This window comes from Halalkalibacter alkaliphilus (assembly GCF_023555415.1).
In the GTDB taxonomy this organism is placed as follows: Bacteria; Bacillota; Bacilli; order Bacillales; family Bacillaceae_D; genus Halalkalibacter; species Halalkalibacter alkaliphilus.
Genome location: NZ_JAKRYL010000013.1, coordinates 34,935 through 53,179 on the forward strand (window position 1 = coordinate 34,935; position 18,245 = coordinate 53,179).

Sequence of the window (18,245 nt, forward strand, 5' to 3'; positions counted from 1 at the left end):
ACTGTTTTTAATATAGTCAGGAAAAAGGAGGAACTTATTTTGTACTTTTATAAAGAAGACCTTATTAACATGATTGTTCCAGATAAGCCCGACCCGGTAGCAGCAAAAGTGTTACAAGAGGCACTGGGTGGACGTTTTGGTGAAATGAGAACATTAATGCAGTTTTCATTTCAAAGTGCAAATTTTCGAGGGAAAGCAAAGCAATATCGAGACCTAATTCGCGGGGTGTTTTTAGAGGAATTAAGTCATGTTGAATTAGTTCAATCAACGATTAATCAGCTTTTAAATGGATCTGGCGAAGATGCAGTAGGAGCAGAAGGACTAAGTGGTGCACCACTTGAGGATGCGATCAAGGATGCCAATCCACATCATTTTATTATGGGGGCACAAGCCTCTCTACCTGTTGATGCAGCAGGGAACCCGTGGACTGGTGCTTATGTATACAGTCATGGAAACCTAATAAGCGATCTTCTTGATAATGTAGTTCTAGAATCGACAGGTGTTTTGCAAAAGTCGAGAATTTATGAAATGAGTTCAAATAAAGCTTTTAGAGAAACTCTAGCCTTTTTGATTGTACGTGATAACGCACACCAAAATGCGTTTGCGAAAGCTTTAGAAACGCTAGGAGTCGACTGGGCCAAGCTCTTCCCAGTTCCAAATTATGATATTAACAAGTATCCTGAATGTAGGAAATATGTTGAAATGGGTTTTCATAACGCTCAATTTAACTTTAGACTTGATGAAACAAGAATGGGAGAGGTCTTCCAAGGGGAAACGCCAAGTAGAAATGGTGGCCAGTTGCAGGTAACGCCTCCACCACAAGGTCACCCAGTACCAGATCTGCCAGGCATGCCAAATGAGCACAGCCCAGGGTTACGTGATTTGAACTCATAAAGGAACAACGTAAAAAAACACTAGCAAATTAGTGTTTTTTTTTACGTTGATAACAAAAAGTCATTATTTTCTCTTCAAAAGTAAAAAAACTCCAACGGCAATAAGGAAAATAGGCCACAACGAACTAAGGAAGGAATAGGCATCGTATAACCAACTAAATGGATTGATAGAGGCGAAGCTAAGGAGGGAAAAGATAATTAGTAGTATGCCTATAAGCATCCCTTCTTGTTTCTGCTTTCTAGCAGAAAGAATGAAGGCTAGACCGACAATACTCGTATAAACCCCCCAATGGTTCGGCCACCAGTTTGCCAATGATTGAAAGTGAAAGTGAATAGCCAACCCAAATAAAATAACCCCTGGAAAAATCATCGAGTATTCACGGCCTATGTAAGCTTGTAATAATAGAGCAAGGCCTAAAACAAGTAATATAGAGGGCCAACTTAAAAGCTGTTGGTCAAAAGGTATAGAGATTTGCTGAAGCAAATAATAGCAACCGACACCTATAAGTAGGACACCAGGGAAGATACGCTGTGTCTTCATTTGTCTTCTCCTTTCATAAGTGCCTTTTTAATGCACTCTTTAAGACAGGGATTTCGTAGTCATAAATTGCCTTCTTTTAAGTGAATCAGTACTGTTCTATATTTCACAATTATAGACATTTATTCATACATATTAAATAAATTGGATACAATAATCGATAAGGTAGAGTTTGGCTTAGTAACCAATACGTTGCAACAATACCATCATGATAGCATATGCTTCATGATCTGTTCACAATTTTTTTTGGACTCCTACATTAGACATGTTATAATGTACTGAGTTATACTGGTAGGGTCAATCCAGTATGATGTTTACGAATAAAATAACTTTTATAATAGATATAAAGAGATATGAGCGGATATTAAAAATGGGGGTGAACGTCAGGATGCATATTCTTGTTGTCGGATTTAATTACAAAACAGCTCCTGTCGAATTAAGAGAAAAGTTCTCGTTCCAAGAAGGAGAGCTACCGAATGCATTAGCACAGTTACGAAAGATGAAAAGCATTCTTGAATGTACGATTATCTCTACCTGTAACCGGACAGAAGTATATGTTGTGGCTGATCAATTGCATACTGGCCGTCACTTCACGAAAGCGTTTCTAGCAGAGTGGTTTGACTTACCTAAAGACGAGTTCATCCCCTTTTTAGATATTCGGGAAGATCATCATGCAATTGAGCACCTGTTCCGTGTTTCCTGTGGGTTAGATTCAATGATCCTTGGAGAAACTCAAATTTTAGGACAAGTGAGAGATAGTTTCTTATTAGCGCAAGAACACCAGGCAACTGGAACGATCTTTAATCAACTGTTCAAACAAGCTGTAACACTTGCAAAAAAAGCTCATACAGGTACTGAAATTGGAGCACACGCTGTGTCTGTCAGCTATGCAGCTGTAGAGCTTGGAAAGAATATTTTCGGGGATTTTTCAGGAAAGCATGTTGTGATTTTAGGTGCTGGGAAAATGAGTGAACTTACTGCAAAGCACCTGCATGCAAACGGAGCAAAGAAAATTACAGTCATTAATCGTACGGAAGCTAAAGCGGTTGAACTCGCAGCTCGTTTTCTCGGACAAGCGCGTCCTTTTGAAGAGCTTCAGCAAACATTAGCAGAAGCAGATGTGTTGATTAGTTCAACTGGTGCTCGAGACTTTGTTGTGACGAAAGAAATGATGCAAGGCTCTATGAAAAAACGTAAGGGGCGTCCGCTTTTTATGGTGGATATTGCTGTCCCGCGTGATCTAGATCCAGCGATAGCTGATTTTGATGACGTATATCTATATGATATTGATGACTTACAAAATATTGTGGAAGCTAATTTAGCTGAACGTAAGCGTGAAGCAGAGAAGATAGAAATTATGGTAGAGGCAGAGATCGATGAGTTTAAGCAATGGCTGAATACGCTTGGTGTCGTACCAATTATTTCAGCACTTCGAACAAAAGCACTTGCTGTACAAGCTGAAACGATGGAAAGTATAGAAAGAAAGCTTCCAAACTTATCAGAGCGCGAAATAAAAGTGTTACGTAAGCATACGAAAAGTATTGTGAATCAACTTTTACGTGATCCAGTAACAAGAGTGAAAGAGCTAGCTGCTGAGCCTGATGCGGATGCAGCATTGGAACTATTTACGAAGATCTTTGCACTAGAAGATGAATTAGCTTCACAAGAAGAAGAGCTTCGAATTGAAAAAGCCGAGAATCAATGGGAAAATCAAAAACAAGAATACGTAAACGTATCAAGACAACGTACAGCAGTTGTCCGTTCATAGGGAAGAAGGGACAAACGTATGAATTGGATTTATCCTATTACGATTGTTTTATACAGTATTAGCTTAATTGGTTATTTCGTTGATTTCTTACAGCACAACCGGAAGGTCAATATAATGGCCTTCTGGTTGCTTTCTATTGTTTGGGTACTTCAAACGGTTTTTTTTGTTATAAGAGCTATAGAACTAGACCGTGTCCCGTTGTTAACACCTTTTGAAGGGTTGTTTTTCTATGCATGGTTAGTCGTTACACTTTCGCTGGCTATCAACTGGTTTTTTCGCGTAGACTTTCTTGTTTTATTCACAAATGTCATAGGGTTTAGTATGATGGCCTTTAGTTTGTTTACACCTGATGGTGATGTTCCTGAATCACTTTCAGCGCTCTTAGCATCAGAGCTCCTCATCATCCACATTTCGTTCATCCTGCTCTCCTATGCAGCCTTTACCTTCTCATTTGCATGTCAAATCATGTACGCCATTCAGCATCAAATGTTAAAGCGTAAAGTTTGGGGTAAGCGATTGCTTCGATTTGGAGCACTGTCAAAATTAGATTCGTTTTCTTTCATAGCAGTTATGATTGCTTGGCCATTTTTGTTAATCGGACTCATATTAGGATTTATTTGGGCCCATAGTCAGCTTGCATACGTTCCATTTTTCGATTCGAAAGTAATAAGCTCTTTAATTGTATTAGGTATTTATGCTGTTTTTATCTACCAAAGAGTCGTTAAACTCGTAAGAGGCTACAACATGGCCCTACTTGGAATCGCCGGATTTTTAGTCCTTCTCATAAACTATTTCCTATCCGGCCAATACTCCTCATTCCATATATGGTATTAGTCTAAATGGAAAAAGGACGAACTACCCTTTTTCCATTTAGACTAAGCAGTGAGCGGAGCCGCCGTCATGTTTTAAGCCTTTTGAGCGATCTTCTCAAAAGGCGCACGGCGAGCGAAGCCACTGCAATTGAGGCACCAGCAAGCAATGGAAAAAGGACGAACTACCCTTTTTCCATTTAGACTAAGCAGTGAGCGGAGCCGCCGTCATGTTTTAAGCCTTTTGAGCGATCTTCTCAAAAGGCGCACGGCGAGTGGAGCCACTGCAACCGAGGTACGAGCAAACTCAGGAAAAAGGACGAACCACCCTTTTTCTATTTCAGTCTATCTGATAACCTTTTAAGATAAGAATAAATAGGCCAAAATGTAAATAAAAAATAGGAGGATCTTATGCGTAAAATTGTAATTGGATCAAGGAAGAGCAATCTTGCTCTAGTACAAACGGATTGGGTAATTGAACAACTGAAGAAGACAGGGTTACCTTATGAGTTTGAAGTGAAGAAAATTGTTACAAAAGGGGATAAAATTCTTGATGTGACCCTTTCTAAAGTAGGTGGAAAAGGATTATTTGTTAAAGAAATTGAACAAGCATTAGCGGATGGGGAAATCGATTTGGCTGTTCATAGTATGAAAGATGTCCCTTCTGTGTTGCAAGAAGGTTTTGCGCTTGCCGCCATTACAGAGCGTGAAGATCCGCGTGATGCACTCATTTCTAATAATCATGTTAAATTAGCTGATTTGCCAGCTGGTTCAATTATCGGTACGAGTAGTTTAAGACGCTCAGCTCAAATTTTAGCTGCAAGGCCTGATCTAGAAGTGAAATGGATTCGTGGTAATGTGGAAACAAGATTACGAAAGCTAAAAGAAGAAGACTTTGATGCAATCATCTTGGCGGTAGCTGGGATTAAACGTCTAGGATTTCCAGAAGACTTAATCACTGAATATCTGGATGAAACATTGTGTGTTCCAGCTGTTGGACAAGGGGCTCTTGGATTAGAATGTCGCTCAGATGATGAAGATTTAATGGAACTGTTACAACACATTAATAATGACCATACAAATCGTACGGTAACAGCTGAGCGTACCTTTTTAAACCGAATGGAAGGTGGCTGCCAAGTTCCTATTGCAGGGTATGCTACGATAACTGACAGCAATGAAGTGCAGCTTACTGCTTTGGTTGGTTCACCTGATGGAAAGGTATTGTTAAAGGAAACGGTAAGCGGAACAGATCCAGTTACTGTAGGAGAACTAGCATCTCAGTTGCTACTAGATCAAGGAGCGAAAGCAATACTTGATCAAGTGAAGAAAGAGCTAGATGAAGGATGAAAAGTGGACCTTTAGCTGGTAAAACGGTTCTCGTTACACGAGCAAAGGAACAAGCACATGACTTATCAAGGTTGATTGAAAGGCAGGGTGGAGAAGCAATTGAAGTTCCGCTAATTGAATTTCAATCAACCAATTTTCATCAAGTTCAAAAAGTTTTAAACGAATTACAGGATTATCAATGGCTTATTTTTACGAGTACAAATGGAGTACGCTTCTTTATGGAACAGGTTCAAACCATGGAGCAAAAGCTCAATTTTACATCATTAAAAATAGCTGTTGTAGGAGAGAAAACGGAAGAAATGCTAGAAAGATTCGGTTTAAAGGCAACTGTCATCCCAAAGGAATATGTTGCTGAAGGGCTAGTAGAAGCTCTAATGGGAAAGGTTAAAAAAGGGGAGCGGGTAATTGTAGCTCGAGGTAATCTAGGGAGAGTTGATTTGGTTCATCAATTATCTCAAATGGGGGCAATGGTTACGGATTTGTTTGTTTATGAAACAGTTTGTCCGATAAAAGCAAAAGAGCAGCTACATAGAGTATTACAAGTACATAAGCAGCTTGACTATATCACCTTTACTAGTTCCTCAACTGTTCGTCATTACATAAAACTATTCAAACTCCTAAAACATGAACAGAAGGATACTCATCCAACGGTTGCATGCATTGGACCAATCGCAGCACGTACTGCAGTTAACAACGGATTAAACGTAACGATTGTTCCACATACATATACGATTGAACATTTAGTAGAACAAATTGTTATTCATTCAAGAGGAGGAAAGTTATCATGAAAGATCTATCATTTCGCCGCCACCGCAGACTTCGCCAATCGGCAAGTGTCCGAAGCATGGTAAGAGAAACTCATTTACATAAGGAAGATTTTATTTATCCAATCTTTGTGACAGAAGGGGCAAATGAAAAAAATGAAGTACCATCTATGCCAGGAGTATATCAATGGTCGCTTGATTTAGTAGACACTGAAGTAAACGAAGTAGTAGAACTTGGAATTCCAGCGATTATTGTCTTTGGTGTCCCAAATTCCAAAGACGATGTAGGGTCTTCGGCTTTTCATGATCAAGGAATTGTTCAAAAAGCGATACGTCAAATTAAAGAAAATCACCCTGATTTAACGGTTATTGCTGATACGTGTTTATGTCAGTTTACGGATCATGGTCATTGTGGAGTGATTGAGGAAGGCAAAGTATTAAATGATCGTACGCTTGACCTGCTTGCAAAAACAGCTGTATCTCAAGCTGAAGCAGGAGCCGATATAATTGCCCCTTCTAATATGATGGATGGCTTTGTCGCTGCAATTCGACATGGATTAGACTCTGCAGGATATACTGACATACCAATCATGTCTTATGCCGTGAAGTACTCATCTGCGTTTTATGGTCCGTTTCGTGATGCTGCCCATAGTTCTCCAAAGTTTGGAGATCGCAAAACGTATCAAATGGACCCAGCCAATCGACTAGAAGCCATTCGTGAAGCTGAGTCAGATATGGAAGAAGGAGCTGATTTCCTTATTGTGAAACCAGCGCTTTCTTATTTGGATGTAATCCGAGAAGTAAAAGACTTTTCTGGTTACCCGGTTGTTGCTTATAACGTAAGTGGTGAGTATTCAATGGTTAAAGCTGCGAGTCAAAATGGCTGGATCAATGAGAAAGAAATTGTATTAGAGAAGCTCACAAGCATGAAACGCGCAGGTGCCGATTTAATTTTAACGTACCATGCGAAAGATGCTGTTCGTTGGTTACAGATCAATAAGAAGGGAGAAAAGTAATGCGTACATATACAAAGTCAAAAGAAGCATTTGCAAAAGCAAAACCAGTAATGCCAGGTGGGGTAAACAGTCCTGTTCGTGCTTTTAAATCGGTAAAGATGGATCCAGTATATATGGAACGTGGAGCCGGTTCTAAAATTTATGATATTGACGGTAATGAGTACATTGACTATGTGTTATCATGGGGACCGCTCATTTTAGGGCATGCTGATGAAAAAGTTGTTGCTTCCTTAAAAGAAGTGGCGGAAAAAGGGACAAGCTTTGGTGCTCCAAGTGAGCTTGAGACAAAGCTAGCAGAATTAGTAATCGAAAGAGTACCGTCAATTGAAGTTGTGAGAATGGTTAACTCGGGCACGGAAGCAACGATGAGTGCTCTTCGCTTAGCAAGAGGCTATACAGGTCGTAATAAAATTTTAAAATTTGTTGGCTGTTATCATGGTCATGGTGATTCATTACTCATTAAAGCAGGTTCTGGTGTAGCTACACTTGGATTACCGGATAGTCCAGGAGTACCTGAATCAGTTGCTAAGAACACATTAACAGTTCCTTACAACGATTTAGAAAGTGTTCGTTATGCGTTTAAAGAATTCGGTGATGATATTGCTGGTGTGATCGTAGAACCAGTTGCTGGTAACATGGGTGTTGTCCCTCCTGAGCCAGGATTCCTTGAAGAACTTCGTAAGATTACAGAAGAAAATGGTACCCTTCTTATTTTTGATGAAGTTATGACAGGGTTCCGTGTTGGTTACAATTGTGCTCAAGGGAAGCTTGGCGTAACACCTGACCTTACTTGTCTTGGAAAAGTTATTGGTGGTGGCTTGCCAGTTGGAGCCTATGGTGGAAAGCGTGAAATTATGGAACAAATTGCACCAAGTGGTCCGATTTATCAAGCAGGAACGTTGTCTGGAAATCCACTCGCCATGACGGCAGGTTATGAAACATTATCTCAATTAACGGAAGCCGATTATGTTCGTTTTGAACAGCTTGCCGAGCGTTTAGCAAATGGCTTATCTGCTGTAGCAAAAAAACATGAAATTCCACATTCGATTAACCGTGCGGGTTCAATGGTTGGTTTCTTCTTCACTGATGAGAAAGTAATTAACTTTGAAAGGGCATCAACATCGAATTTAGATTATTTCACGAAATATTTCCAAGAGATGTTAAACCAAGGGATTTCTCTTCCTCCATCTCAGTTTGAAGGAATGTTCCTATCAACAAAGCATACAGAAGAGGATATCGATCAAACGATTGCCGCTGCAGAAGTAGCATTTTCAAAATTAAAATAAAGAGACAAGCCTATTCATTACTAAGATTTGTAGTAATGAATAGGCTTTTTTTATCGTTAACTTGCATAATGCCAGAGAACTTGTCATAGAGTGATATTGTACTGACTATGACCGTAGCAGAAGGTAGAGAATACGATGAGGAGGAATGCAACGTGACACAAGAACACCCGTCTAAGTTATCATTTTCGATTGAGGAATCGGTTTGGTTAAATAAAGGTCAAGAAGTAGAGGAAATTTTAGGTATGTCTTTAGAGCCTGAAATTGTGATTGAAGAAAAAGATCACCATGTCTATATTCGAGGGGGGTTACGTCTCATTGGGGAATATCGTCCTACAGGCAAGGATGATTCTAGTAATAGCAATCAATCGCTCGAACAACAAGTTTCCTTTCGTTCTGCAGGTGATGTAACTATTGCTTCAGACGGATCTGGTCAAATTAAACATTTTTTCCCAATTGATGTGACAATCCCGTTGAGTCGAATCCAAAATCTTGATGATGTCTATGTTGAAGTGGACTCGTTTGATTATGATCTACCAGAAAGAAGCTGCATTCAGCTAACGGCTGATATAAGCATTTCGGGTATGACACAACATCAAGAGACTGTAGAAAAGCGTGTTGAAAAAGAAATTGAAAAAGCAGCAGCGCAGCAACATGAACCTGAAGAAGAGGATGTTCCAACTGCATTCTCGTTCGAGGCAAAAAGACGCCCAGAACCTGAAGTTCCAGCACAAACTGAGTCAACTGAACAACTAGCTGCAGTAACCCCACACAATCAATTTTACAAACCTGAAGAAAAAACACCTGTAATGGCGGGGTCTCCAACATCAAGATATGAGCAACCGAAAGAGGAGGAACCTACATTGAGACATAATGACTCACGCAAAGAATTATCTTCAGATGCTGCAGCTGAATTAGCCCGAGTAGAAGAAGTAGAAACAGAGCAGGTTGAATCTACTGAACCAGTGCTTGAAGAAGTAGAAGAAGAGGTAGAAGAGGTAGTTGAAGAAGTAGTTGAAGAACTTAGAGAGGAACCAGCACAACCAGAAACAAAAATCAATCTGAACCCATTAAAAGAGATTGCTGAGCAACCGGCTTTAGAAGATCGTCCTGAGGAAGAAGAACAGGATGAATCAAAGAGCAAAGCACCAACTCCTCGTGAAGAAAATGCTCTATACTTAACCAAAATGCTCTCCAAAGGAGAAGAGAGATTTTCAAAATGGAGAATGTGTATTATTCAAGAAAATGAATCATTAGACACGATTGCTGATCGGTATGCAATTAGCACAAGTCAAATTGTAAGAATGAATCGCTTGCAAGGGGAGCAAGTAGAAGAAGGTCAAATCCTTTATATACCGGTTAGCACAGAGTCTTAAAAAAAGGAGTTACAACATGGAATTGTTGGATTGGCTTAAGGAGAATTATCAATGGCGAAACGTCAAATTTGTAAATGAAGCTTTGATAGAGACAGACCATGGTCGAAAAAGGTTGCGCTATTGGTCCGATAAAGCCCTCCTTGATTGGCATATAACGTGGCGTGACAAATGTAGTGTCACGCCATATATGCTAACCGACCGGATGATTAGGAATAAGGAGCAAGAGCCAGCAATTGAATGGAAAGATGGTTGGGTAACGGTTCACGATGAAGTCGATCAACCATTGCAAGTAGTATCAAATGAAGACAAGATCGGAAATATGATCGGTTGTATGATACATTATGGCCTTCATTCAACAACGGAAATGAAACCGAAAAATGTAAAGGAGCCCATGTTTCGTTCTCTATACTCTCATTTGTCTTACTTTAATGAACAACAAAGGACATTTATCCGCTCGCTACTTCGTGAATCCGATCATCGAATGAAGAAAGTAAAGATGCTACAGGAACAAGTGAAGGAAGAGAAAATGCCATTAATGGACCCGATCTCATCAACAGATCAGGTAAAGAAAGTGTATGATGTTATCATTTGGTATGGAACTAAGCAGCACCCTGAGCTAGGTTATTATTCATTACGAGAATTTTTAGCAACATGGTTAGATCAACATGGGAAGGATTCTGCTACTCGGTTAATATCAGCAATCGTCGAGCACGAAAAGGTGTCAAGAGATCAAGCAATGTTATTACTAATTGAGTGTTTAAAAGCGTATGAACTAGACCGACTTGTGGCCGTTGTGAAACGAAATGTAACCGATAAGGAAATCGAAGGAGAGTTACAAAAAGTAACGAGTGAATGGGAACGGTCAAAGGAGCTTGTTCAAGTAATTAGCTCACTCATAGAAAAGAAAAAGAAGGTGTTAACTCAATGATTCAAGCACAATCGCCTTATGATTCTGTGCTCTTTTACTATGATCTTTATCCTCAGTCAGTTGAAGATTTTGGGAAAATAAAAAAGGTAACAACTAATCATGGTGTGTATGCTTTAAAAGAGACAACGATGGGAAAACAACAAGCTGATGGATTCATTCATGCTCTTAGGAAATTAACAAAACTTGGCTATAATAAAGCAATCCCCATTCTTCCAACGAAATATGGAGAGTACACAATTTCAACAGGAACACATACGTATTACTTAATGCCATGGATGGAAACCAATGAATATACAGCTAAAGAATCACAAGAGCAAAAGCTAGCGTCTCAACTTGGTATTATACATCGCTTAACTGTAAAAACTCAGCCTTTTGTAAAAGAGAATGTAGAAGAAGCATACCAGCAGCTTCTTCACCGCTGGGAAATGCGACAGCTTGAATTAAAACGATTCGCTGATCAGGCTGAACAAAAGACGTATATGTCACCTTTTGAATTAACATTTATAACACATGCTTTTATGCTTGACCAAATGGCCGAAGCTGCAAAGGACCATTTAAAGAAATGGTATGATAAATGTTTAGAGAAAGAGAAATATCGAACCGTTTTATGTCACGGTAGAGTTAACCGTTCACACTCCTTTTTTTCTCCGGAAAATGAACCGTTGTTACTCAATTTCGAGCGAGCGGGCATTGATACCCCATCAAGAGATTTGGCTAGTTTTTGCAGATATAGTTTCAAGTATGCATATTGGGTGGAAGAAGAAGTCCTTCAATGGTTCATGAATTATGAACGACACTTGCCATTGTTAGAGGAAGAAAAGCACTTGATATGTGCCTATCTAAACTTTCCGGAGCCAATAGCTTTTGCAGTCGATTCTTATATAGCAAGCAAAGGATCAATGCGAGAATTTGAGCATGTTCAAAGATTAGAAAAGCGCCTTACGTCAATGCGCAGAGTGCAGCGACTGACGCAAAAACTTATTATCATACAAGAACAGCAAGCACAACAGACAGATCAAACATAAGGTTGTCTCAAACTAAGTTTCAGGCCCCCGAGTATACACTATATATGCTCTATACAAGTGAGAGTATATATAATGTACGTCACGATGGGGGTCAGATCCATATGAGACAACCTCTTTTTCATATGAGTCGTAATGTGATTGAAAAATATGTCACGACCATAATGGTTAACAGAATCATATCAAAGGTAGTTGGTAAGATTAGAGTACGTAATAATTGAAAGCAGATGAGAGGAACAAGAATTTGAGCAAAAATGGCCTTTACTTTTAACCACCAGCGTGGGCTTTTATGGTGGTGGTGATGATGATGATGGAAACGCCAATTACGTCGACGCATCGTAACACCTCACTTTCCATGAACTCCTTTCTATTACGGTATGCAGCAAGGGGATAGTTGTGCTAGCTCTTTGGTTACTATCCAATTACAATAAAAACGTATATTAAAGAAAAAAATAGGCGATGCTTTTATTGACGAATGAGCTCGATTCGAGCTAAAATATAACCACAATAATGAATGCATTGATTAGGAAGAGTAGAATCAGAACCTTTCAGAGAGAGAAATCAATAGCTGAGAGATTTCTTAAGATGTATGATTCGAATGTCGCCTAGGAGCAGCTATCCTGAAAAATCCTTGATTCGTAAGTTTAGCCGGCAACTGACCGTTATCAGGTTGAGTGTGTAGTACATAAGTTTTTTTGTGCTGCAAACAAAGGTGGTACCGCGAGTGAACTCTCTTCGTCCTTTGGATGGAGGGGGTTTTTTTATTTGTTTGATTTTAAGGAGGAAGAATGATGAGTGATGAAAAGCTAACGATGCCAACAAAATACAATCCACAAGAGACCGAAGCAAAATGGTATTCTTTTTGGAAGGAAGGAAAATTCTTTGAGGCGACAGGTGATGAATCGAAACAACCGTATTCAATTGTAATCCCCCCGCCTAACGTAACTGGGAAATTGCATTTAGGTCATGCATGGGATACAACGTTACAAGATATTCTCGCGCGTGTAAAGCGAATGCAAGGCTATGATACTCTTTGGTTACCAGGTATGGACCATGCGGGGATTGCAACTCAAGCAAAGGTTGAAGGGAAATTAAAAGAAGAGGGACTTAGTCGTTATGACTTAGGAAGAGAAAAATTCCTAGAAAAGTCTTGGGAGTGGAAAGAGGAGTATGCATCGTTCATCCGCAACCAGTGGTCAAAAATGGGGCTTTCATTAGATTATTCTCGTGAGCGCTTTACCCTTGATGAAGGTCTATCAAAAGCAGTTCGTGAAGTATTTGTTAAACTTTATGAAAAAGGCTTAATTTATCGTGGAGAATACATTATTAACTGGGATCCGCAAACGAAAACCGCTCTATCAGACATTGAGGTAATCTATCAAGATGTTCAAGGCGCATTCTATCATATGAATTATCCTTTAACAGATGGCAGCGGACATATTGAAGTTGCAACAACGCGTCCGGAAACAATGCTTGGTGATACAGCTGTGGCCGTTCACCCAGAAGATGAGCGTTATAAACATCTTATAGGCAAGACGGTAACTCTTCCTATTACGAATCGTGAAATTCCGATTGTTGCTGATGATTATGTTGATATTGAATTTGGTTCAGGAGCAGTAAAAATTACTCCAGCTCATGATCCAAATGACTTTGAAATTGGAAATAGGCACAATCTTGAACGCATCCTTGTCATGAACGAAGATGGCACTATGAATGCGAAAGCAGGAAAATACAAAGGATTAGACCGCTTTGAGTGCCGTAAGCAGCTTGTGAAGGATTTACAAGAAGAAGGAATTCTTTTCAAAATAGAAGAACATATGCATTCTGTTGGTCACTCAGAGAGAAGTGGCGCGGTTGTTGAACCGTATTTATCAACGCAATGGTTTGTCAAAATGCAGCCATTAGCTGATGCAGCTATTGACCTTCAAAAATCAGAAGAAAAAGTAAACTTTGTTCCTGAACGCTTTGAGAAAACATACTTACGCTGGATGGAAAATATTCGTGATTGGTGTATTTCAAGACAGCTTTGGTGGGGGCATCGTATTCCAGCTTGGTATCATAAAGAAACAGGAGAGGTGTATGTTGGTCATGAAGCTCCAGAAGATGAAGAGAATTGGAAGCAGGACGAAGATGTATTAGATACATGGTTCAGTTCCGCACTATGGCCGTTCTCGACTATGGGCTGGCCGGATGAATCTTCTTCCGACTATGACCGTTTTTATTCTACAAATGTATTAGTAACAGGTTATGATATCATTTTCTTCTGGGTATCTAGAATGATTTTCCAAGGTCTTGAGTTTACAGGCAAACGCCCATTTGATGATGTATTAATTCATGGGCTTGTACGTGACTCAGAAGGACGCAAGATGAGTAAATCACTTGGTAATGGTGTTGACCCAATGGATGTTATCGACAAATACGGTGCAGATTCATTGCGATTCTTCTTATCTACCGGTAGTTCCCCGGGAAATGACTTGCGTTTTTACTGGGAAAAGGTCGAATCTACGTGGAATTTTGGAAATAAGATCTGGAATGCTTCACGTTTTGCGTTAATGAATATGGAAGGATTAACGTATGACGAAATTGATTTAAGTGGTGATAAAACGATTGCGGATAAGTGGATCCTTACTCGTCTTCAAGAAACGATTGCTGATGTAACACGCTTAATTGATGCGTATGAATTCGGTGAAGTAGGACGACTTCTTTATAACTTCATTTGGGATGATTTCTGTGATTGGTATATTGAAATGGCGAAGTTGCCTTTATACGGAGACGACGAGGCAGCTAAGAAAACGACACGCTCTGTTTTAGCCTATGTATTAGATCAGACGATGAGACTTCTTCATCCAATGATGCCGTTTATTACCGAGGAAATTTGGCAACATTTGCCGCATAAAGGCGAATCAATTACCATTGCTGCATGGCCAAAGAAGCAGGAAGCGTATATGTTCGAAGAGGCCGTAGAGGATATGGAACTGCTTAAGGAAATGATTCGTTCTGTTCGTAATACAAGAGCGGAGCTAAATGTTCCAATGAGCAAGCAAATTGAGTTACTCGTTCATGCAAAAGATGATCAGGTTTTAGGGAAATTAACACGGGGACAAAGCTATATTGAAAAGTTCTGTAATCCGAGTAAGCTAGAAATAGGAATAGATGTGAAGGCGCCTGAAAAGTCAATGTCACAAGTTCTCTCAGGAGTAGAATTATTTTTACCTCTTGCTGGATTGCTAGATTTAGATGCTGAGATTGCTCGATTAGAAAAAGAACTGGATAAGTTAAACAAAGAAGTAGAACGTGTTGAAAAGAAATTAGGAAACCAAGGCTTTATTGCAAAAGCACCAGCAAAAGTGATTGAAGAAGAAAAAGCAAAGCAAGCTGACTATATGGCTAAACGCGAAACGGTGCAAGCAAGAATAGCTGAGTTAAAAGCATAATGAACAAGAAAGAAAGCTCTTTGGGCTTTCTTTCTTTTAAGTTTAATTTGGTGATATCAATATTTCTTTTAATAATGATATCCGTATTTCATTCAATAGGCTTCTACGGTACTATTGAGAGAAGATTTTTCAAAAGAAGGTTGGGGTCTACAGTGAAAACAGGAACAGAAGTGATTGAATGGATCCATTCGTTGCTCCCATTTGGAATAAAGCCTGGATTAAAACGAATGGAGTGGATGCTTGAGCGTCTTGAACATCCTGAACAAAAAATAAAAGCAGTTCATATAGGTGGAACGAATGGCAAAGGTTCGACTGTCAGTTTTATGAGGCATGTTCTCGAACAAGCTGGTTATAAAGTAGGAACGTTTACATCCCCGTACATTGAGTGTTTTGAAGAACGGATTTCGATTAACGGAACTCCTATTGAGGAGGCAGCGCTAGTTGAAGCTGGAAGGCAGATTCGACCGTTAGTTGAAGAATTAGCGAGTACCGAACTTGGAAGCCCTACTGAATTTGAAGTCATCACAACGATTGCTTTCTATTACTTTGCTACGATTGCTAAGCCGGACATTGTATTGCTTGAGGTCGGTTTAGGTGGGAGGTTTGATTCGACAAATGTGATTACGCCACTAGTATCAGTGATTACGTCAATCGGGTTTGACCATATGCATATATTAGGAGAAACACTTCCGGAAATCACATCTGAAAAAGCAGGGATTATAAAACCAGGTGTTCCAATCGTCTCAGGCGTCTCTCAAAAAGAGGCTCAGGAGATTATAGGGGATGTTTCGCGCAACACAGGCGCTCCTTATACGCAACTTGGAATTGATTTTAACGAAACCTTAATTCGAATTGAAGGAAGATTTCAAGTTTTCTATTATGAAAGAATGAATAACCAAATAAATGATGTAACCATTCAAATGTCGGGACCACATCAGAGAGAAAATGCAGCAGTAGCGATAAGAGCTTTGGAAATATTGGTGGAGAATTATCATTTTGATATTCCTATGTCTTCGATTCACAAAGGTTTATGTGCAACAACTTGGATAGGGCGTTTTGAACAAGTAAGCGAAAATCCACTCATCGTGATTGATGGTGCGCATAACAAAGAAGGGATGGAGTCGCTAGAAAAAACGCTTACGCTTCATTATCCCGAAAAAACATATCGATTTTTGCTTGCGGCAACGATAGAAAAAGATATGGGCATTTTATTAAAGCCATTTGAACGATTGAATGCTTCGTTTACATTTACTAGTTTTGATTTCTTTCGAGCAGCTGCTGGCAAGTCATTATATGAACAAGCCACTGTTGCAAATAAGCGTTTTGAAGATGATTGGGAGAAAGCTTTAGAAGAGGAAGTACATGCATTAAAAAAGAATGAAATGCTTATTGTTGCAGGTTCTCTATACTTTATTTCTTCTGTAAGGGATAGGTGGTTGAAGGAGTAGAGTGAAAGGAGCTCATTAGAAAAAACTAGTGAGTTCTTTTTTTATAGGGTGAATAGGTAAAAAGAAGGAGGAGGGATTTGGGATTGTTGAATTTTTTGGAAAAGCACGACAAAAGTCTAGTCTAAACATTGACAAAATTGTTGAAAATACTGGAATATTGCCGTTTAATAGGATAATAGTATTGACATTACAACACTATGAAATTACACTAAGTTTAACAATATTACATATTTGGAACGCGATGAAGTACGACTTGTATGTGGGCACCTAAGTCGTATAGAGCAAGTGGTGCAACCGGCCTTTTATTTTGCTTTTTGAAGTAAATGAGGCCTTTTTTTATGCCGAATAAGCTAATATTGGGTGGATTTGGATTTTGAAAAAGGTCGTAAAAGTACGGTGGGCCCGCCTGCTTTTGACATATATTTATTGAAAAAAGGGGAGTAAATTGAATGAGAAAGCTTATTCAAAAACGTCTTAAGAATCAAAAGGGTTTAACGCTGATCGAGTTATTGGTTGTTATTGTTATTTTAGGGATTATTGCTGCGATTGTTATTCCGATGGTAGTGAGTAATCAAGACGCAGCTGATGAGAGTACTAGAGAGCGGCAAGAACAATTAATTCAAGATGCTGTTAATCGTTATATAATAACTGGCGATGATGTTCCTGATAATCTTGGTAATATTGGTGCTAGTCACTTGATACCTGATTATCTTTCAAGCTGGCCAGATGCTGAAAAATATGATGTTAATATTAATGAAGATGGAATAGTAAGTGTCGAATTAAACTAAATTTGGAAGAAGCTGTCGCGGTCTTTTGATAGCGACAGCTTTTTTAAAATAGGAAGATAGGGAGGAATGATACGATTGTTGTTACTTGATATTTATGTCTTTATTATAGCTTTACTTCTCGGCAGCTTCTTCAACGTCGTAGCCATTCGTCTATTAAAAAAAGAATCTATTGCTTTCCCTCCTTCTCATTGTCCACATTGTAAACATAAGCTGTCAGTCTTTGATCTAATACCAGTTTTTAGCTATCTTTTTTTAAAAGGAAAATGTCGTTATTGTAACGTAAGGATCTCGCCTTTATATCCATTTGGAGAGCTCTTAACAGCTGCATCTATTTTTGTTGTTTACAAATTTGTTGGGTTTGAGTTCGAATTGATCCCTGCTTTGATCCTTACAGTTTTGTTAGTTATTTCCGTGTTAACGGATATTCATGAACAACTGATTCTAGATATAGTGACATTGCCAATGCTTGGCGTATTGCTCATTAGTCGAATATTTATTGGTAGTGAGCCATTTTGGTTTTATCTAGCTGGTGGGGTTGTTGGTTTTGTATTGTTACTAGTAATCGCAATTGCCAGTCGTGGCGGCATGGGTGGTGGCGATATAAAGCTTTATGCAGCTATTGGAGTAGCACTTGGTCCTTGGCTGACAGTGATGAGTCTAGTGCTTGCTTCATTTGCTGGTGCTGTTGTTGGTGGAATTTTGTTGCTGACAGGAGTAGTGAAACGGAAACAACCGATTGCCTTTGGACCTTTTATCTTTATTGGCACGATAGCTGCCTATTTATTTGGATCTGATATTTGGCATTGGTATACAAGCTTTTGGTAAGGAGGT

At 39.3% G+C, this 18,245-nt stretch carries 16 protein-coding genes, 1 riboswitch and 1 other annotated feature; of the genes, 14 read left to right on the forward strand and 2 right to left on the reverse strand.

The genetic code is table 11. The annotated features are described in order from the left end of the window. Nucleotides 1-39 precede the first annotated feature (39 nt). The gene (locus MF646_RS13195; RefSeq protein WP_250096974.1) at nucleotides 40-894 is read left to right on the forward strand and encodes a manganese catalase family protein; all 855 of its coding nucleotides are present in this window, start codon (nucleotides 40-42) and stop codon (nucleotides 892-894) included. A 63-nt stretch (nucleotides 895-957) separates the two neighbouring features. Here the strand turns inward: MF646_RS13195 and MF646_RS13200 are convergent, their stop codons facing one another. Continuing rightward, nucleotides 958-1,434 (reverse strand): LiaI-LiaF-like domain-containing protein, encoded by a 477-nt coding sequence (locus MF646_RS13200; RefSeq protein ID WP_250096975.1) that lies wholly within the window; start codon nucleotides 1,432-1,434, stop codon nucleotides 958-960. 385 nt (nucleotides 1,435-1,819) lie between these two features. On the opposite strand from MF646_RS13200, the gene hemA reads away from it, so the two are divergent. The 9 genes from hemA (at nucleotide 1,820) to ysxE (ending at nucleotide 11,747) form a co-directional block, all read left to right on the forward strand. After that, complete coding sequence (gene hemA, locus MF646_RS13205; protein ID WP_250096976.1) at nucleotides 1,820-3,199, forward strand: glutamyl-tRNA reductase; 1,380 nt, start codon at nucleotides 1,820-1,822, stop codon at nucleotides 3,197-3,199. Between the two features lie 18 nt (nucleotides 3,200-3,217). Then, nucleotides 3,218-4,033, forward strand: a complete 816-nt coding sequence (locus tag MF646_RS13210; RefSeq protein WP_250096977.1) for a cytochrome C assembly family protein — start codon at nucleotides 3,218-3,220, stop codon at nucleotides 4,031-4,033. Between the two features lie 386 nt (nucleotides 4,034-4,419). Further along, a complete protein-coding gene (hemC, locus tag MF646_RS13215) occupies nucleotides 4,420-5,355 on the forward strand; it encodes a hydroxymethylbilane synthase (protein WP_250096978.1) in 936 nt (311 codons plus the stop codon). Then, entirely contained in the window at nucleotides 5,352-6,143 is a 792-nt protein-coding gene (locus tag MF646_RS13220; protein WP_250096979.1) for a uroporphyrinogen-III synthase, read from the forward strand. The genes hemC and MF646_RS13220 overlap by 4 nt, the downstream gene beginning before the upstream one ends. Next, the gene (hemB, locus tag MF646_RS13225) at nucleotides 6,140-7,135 is read left to right on the forward strand and encodes a porphobilinogen synthase (RefSeq protein WP_250096980.1); all 996 of its coding nucleotides are present in this window, start codon (nucleotides 6,140-6,142) and stop codon (nucleotides 7,133-7,135) included. Before MF646_RS13220 ends, hemB begins: the two co-directional genes overlap by 4 nt. After that, a complete protein-coding gene (gene hemL / locus MF646_RS13230) occupies nucleotides 7,135-8,421 on the forward strand; it encodes a glutamate-1-semialdehyde 2,1-aminomutase (protein WP_250096981.1) in 1,287 nt (428 codons plus the stop codon). Before hemB ends, hemL begins: the two co-directional genes overlap by 1 nt. Nucleotides 8,422-8,573: 152 nt before the next feature. Further along, entirely contained in the window at nucleotides 8,574-9,794 is a 1,221-nt protein-coding gene (spoVID, locus tag MF646_RS13235) for a stage VI sporulation protein D (RefSeq protein ID WP_250096982.1), read from the forward strand. Between the two features lie 16 nt (nucleotides 9,795-9,810). Beyond that, nucleotides 9,811-10,722 (forward strand): hypothetical protein, encoded by a 912-nt coding sequence (locus MF646_RS13240; RefSeq protein ID WP_250096983.1) that lies wholly within the window; start codon nucleotides 9,811-9,813, stop codon nucleotides 10,720-10,722. Next, nucleotides 10,719-11,747 carry a spore coat protein YsxE gene (ysxE, locus tag MF646_RS13245; protein WP_250096984.1) on the forward strand — a complete coding sequence of 343 codons (1,029 nt, stop codon included), beginning with the start codon at nucleotides 10,719-10,721 and terminating at the stop codon, nucleotides 11,745-11,747. The genes MF646_RS13240 and ysxE overlap by 4 nt, the downstream gene beginning before the upstream one ends. Nucleotides 11,748-11,865: 118 nt before the next feature. Here the strand turns inward: ysxE and MF646_RS13250 are convergent, their stop codons facing one another. After that, nucleotides 11,866-12,081 (reverse strand): hypothetical protein, encoded by a 216-nt coding sequence (locus tag MF646_RS13250; RefSeq protein ID WP_250096985.1) that lies wholly within the window; start codon nucleotides 12,079-12,081, stop codon nucleotides 11,866-11,868. A 173-nt stretch (nucleotides 12,082-12,254) separates the two neighbouring features. Next, nucleotides 12,255-12,490: a binding site (T-box leader), on the forward strand. A gap of 45 nt (nucleotides 12,491-12,535) precedes the next feature. Here MF646_RS13250 and MF646_RS13255 point away from each other — a divergent pair. From MF646_RS13255 to MF646_RS13270, 4 genes are all read left to right on the forward strand, one after another. After that, nucleotides 12,536-15,178, forward strand: coding sequence for a valine--tRNA ligase (locus MF646_RS13255; RefSeq protein WP_250096986.1), 2,643 nt, complete (start codon nucleotides 12,536-12,538; stop codon nucleotides 15,176-15,178). Between the two features lie 152 nt (nucleotides 15,179-15,330). Continuing rightward, entirely contained in the window at nucleotides 15,331-16,626 is a 1,296-nt protein-coding gene (locus tag MF646_RS13260; RefSeq protein WP_250096987.1) for a bifunctional folylpolyglutamate synthase/dihydrofolate synthase, read from the forward strand. A 225-nt stretch (nucleotides 16,627-16,851) separates the two neighbouring features. After that, nucleotides 16,852-16,935: riboswitch (cyclic di-GMP riboswitch) on the forward strand. Nucleotides 16,936-17,075: 140 nt separating this feature from the next. After that, complete coding sequence (locus MF646_RS23445; RefSeq protein WP_338035497.1) at nucleotides 17,076-17,414, forward strand: type II secretion system protein; 339 nt, start codon at nucleotides 17,076-17,078, stop codon at nucleotides 17,412-17,414. A gap of 66 nt (nucleotides 17,415-17,480) precedes the next feature. Further along, nucleotides 17,481-18,239, forward strand: a complete 759-nt coding sequence (locus MF646_RS13270) for a prepilin peptidase (RefSeq protein WP_250096988.1) — start codon at nucleotides 17,481-17,483, stop codon at nucleotides 18,237-18,239. Nucleotides 18,240-18,245 lie beyond the last annotated feature (6 nt).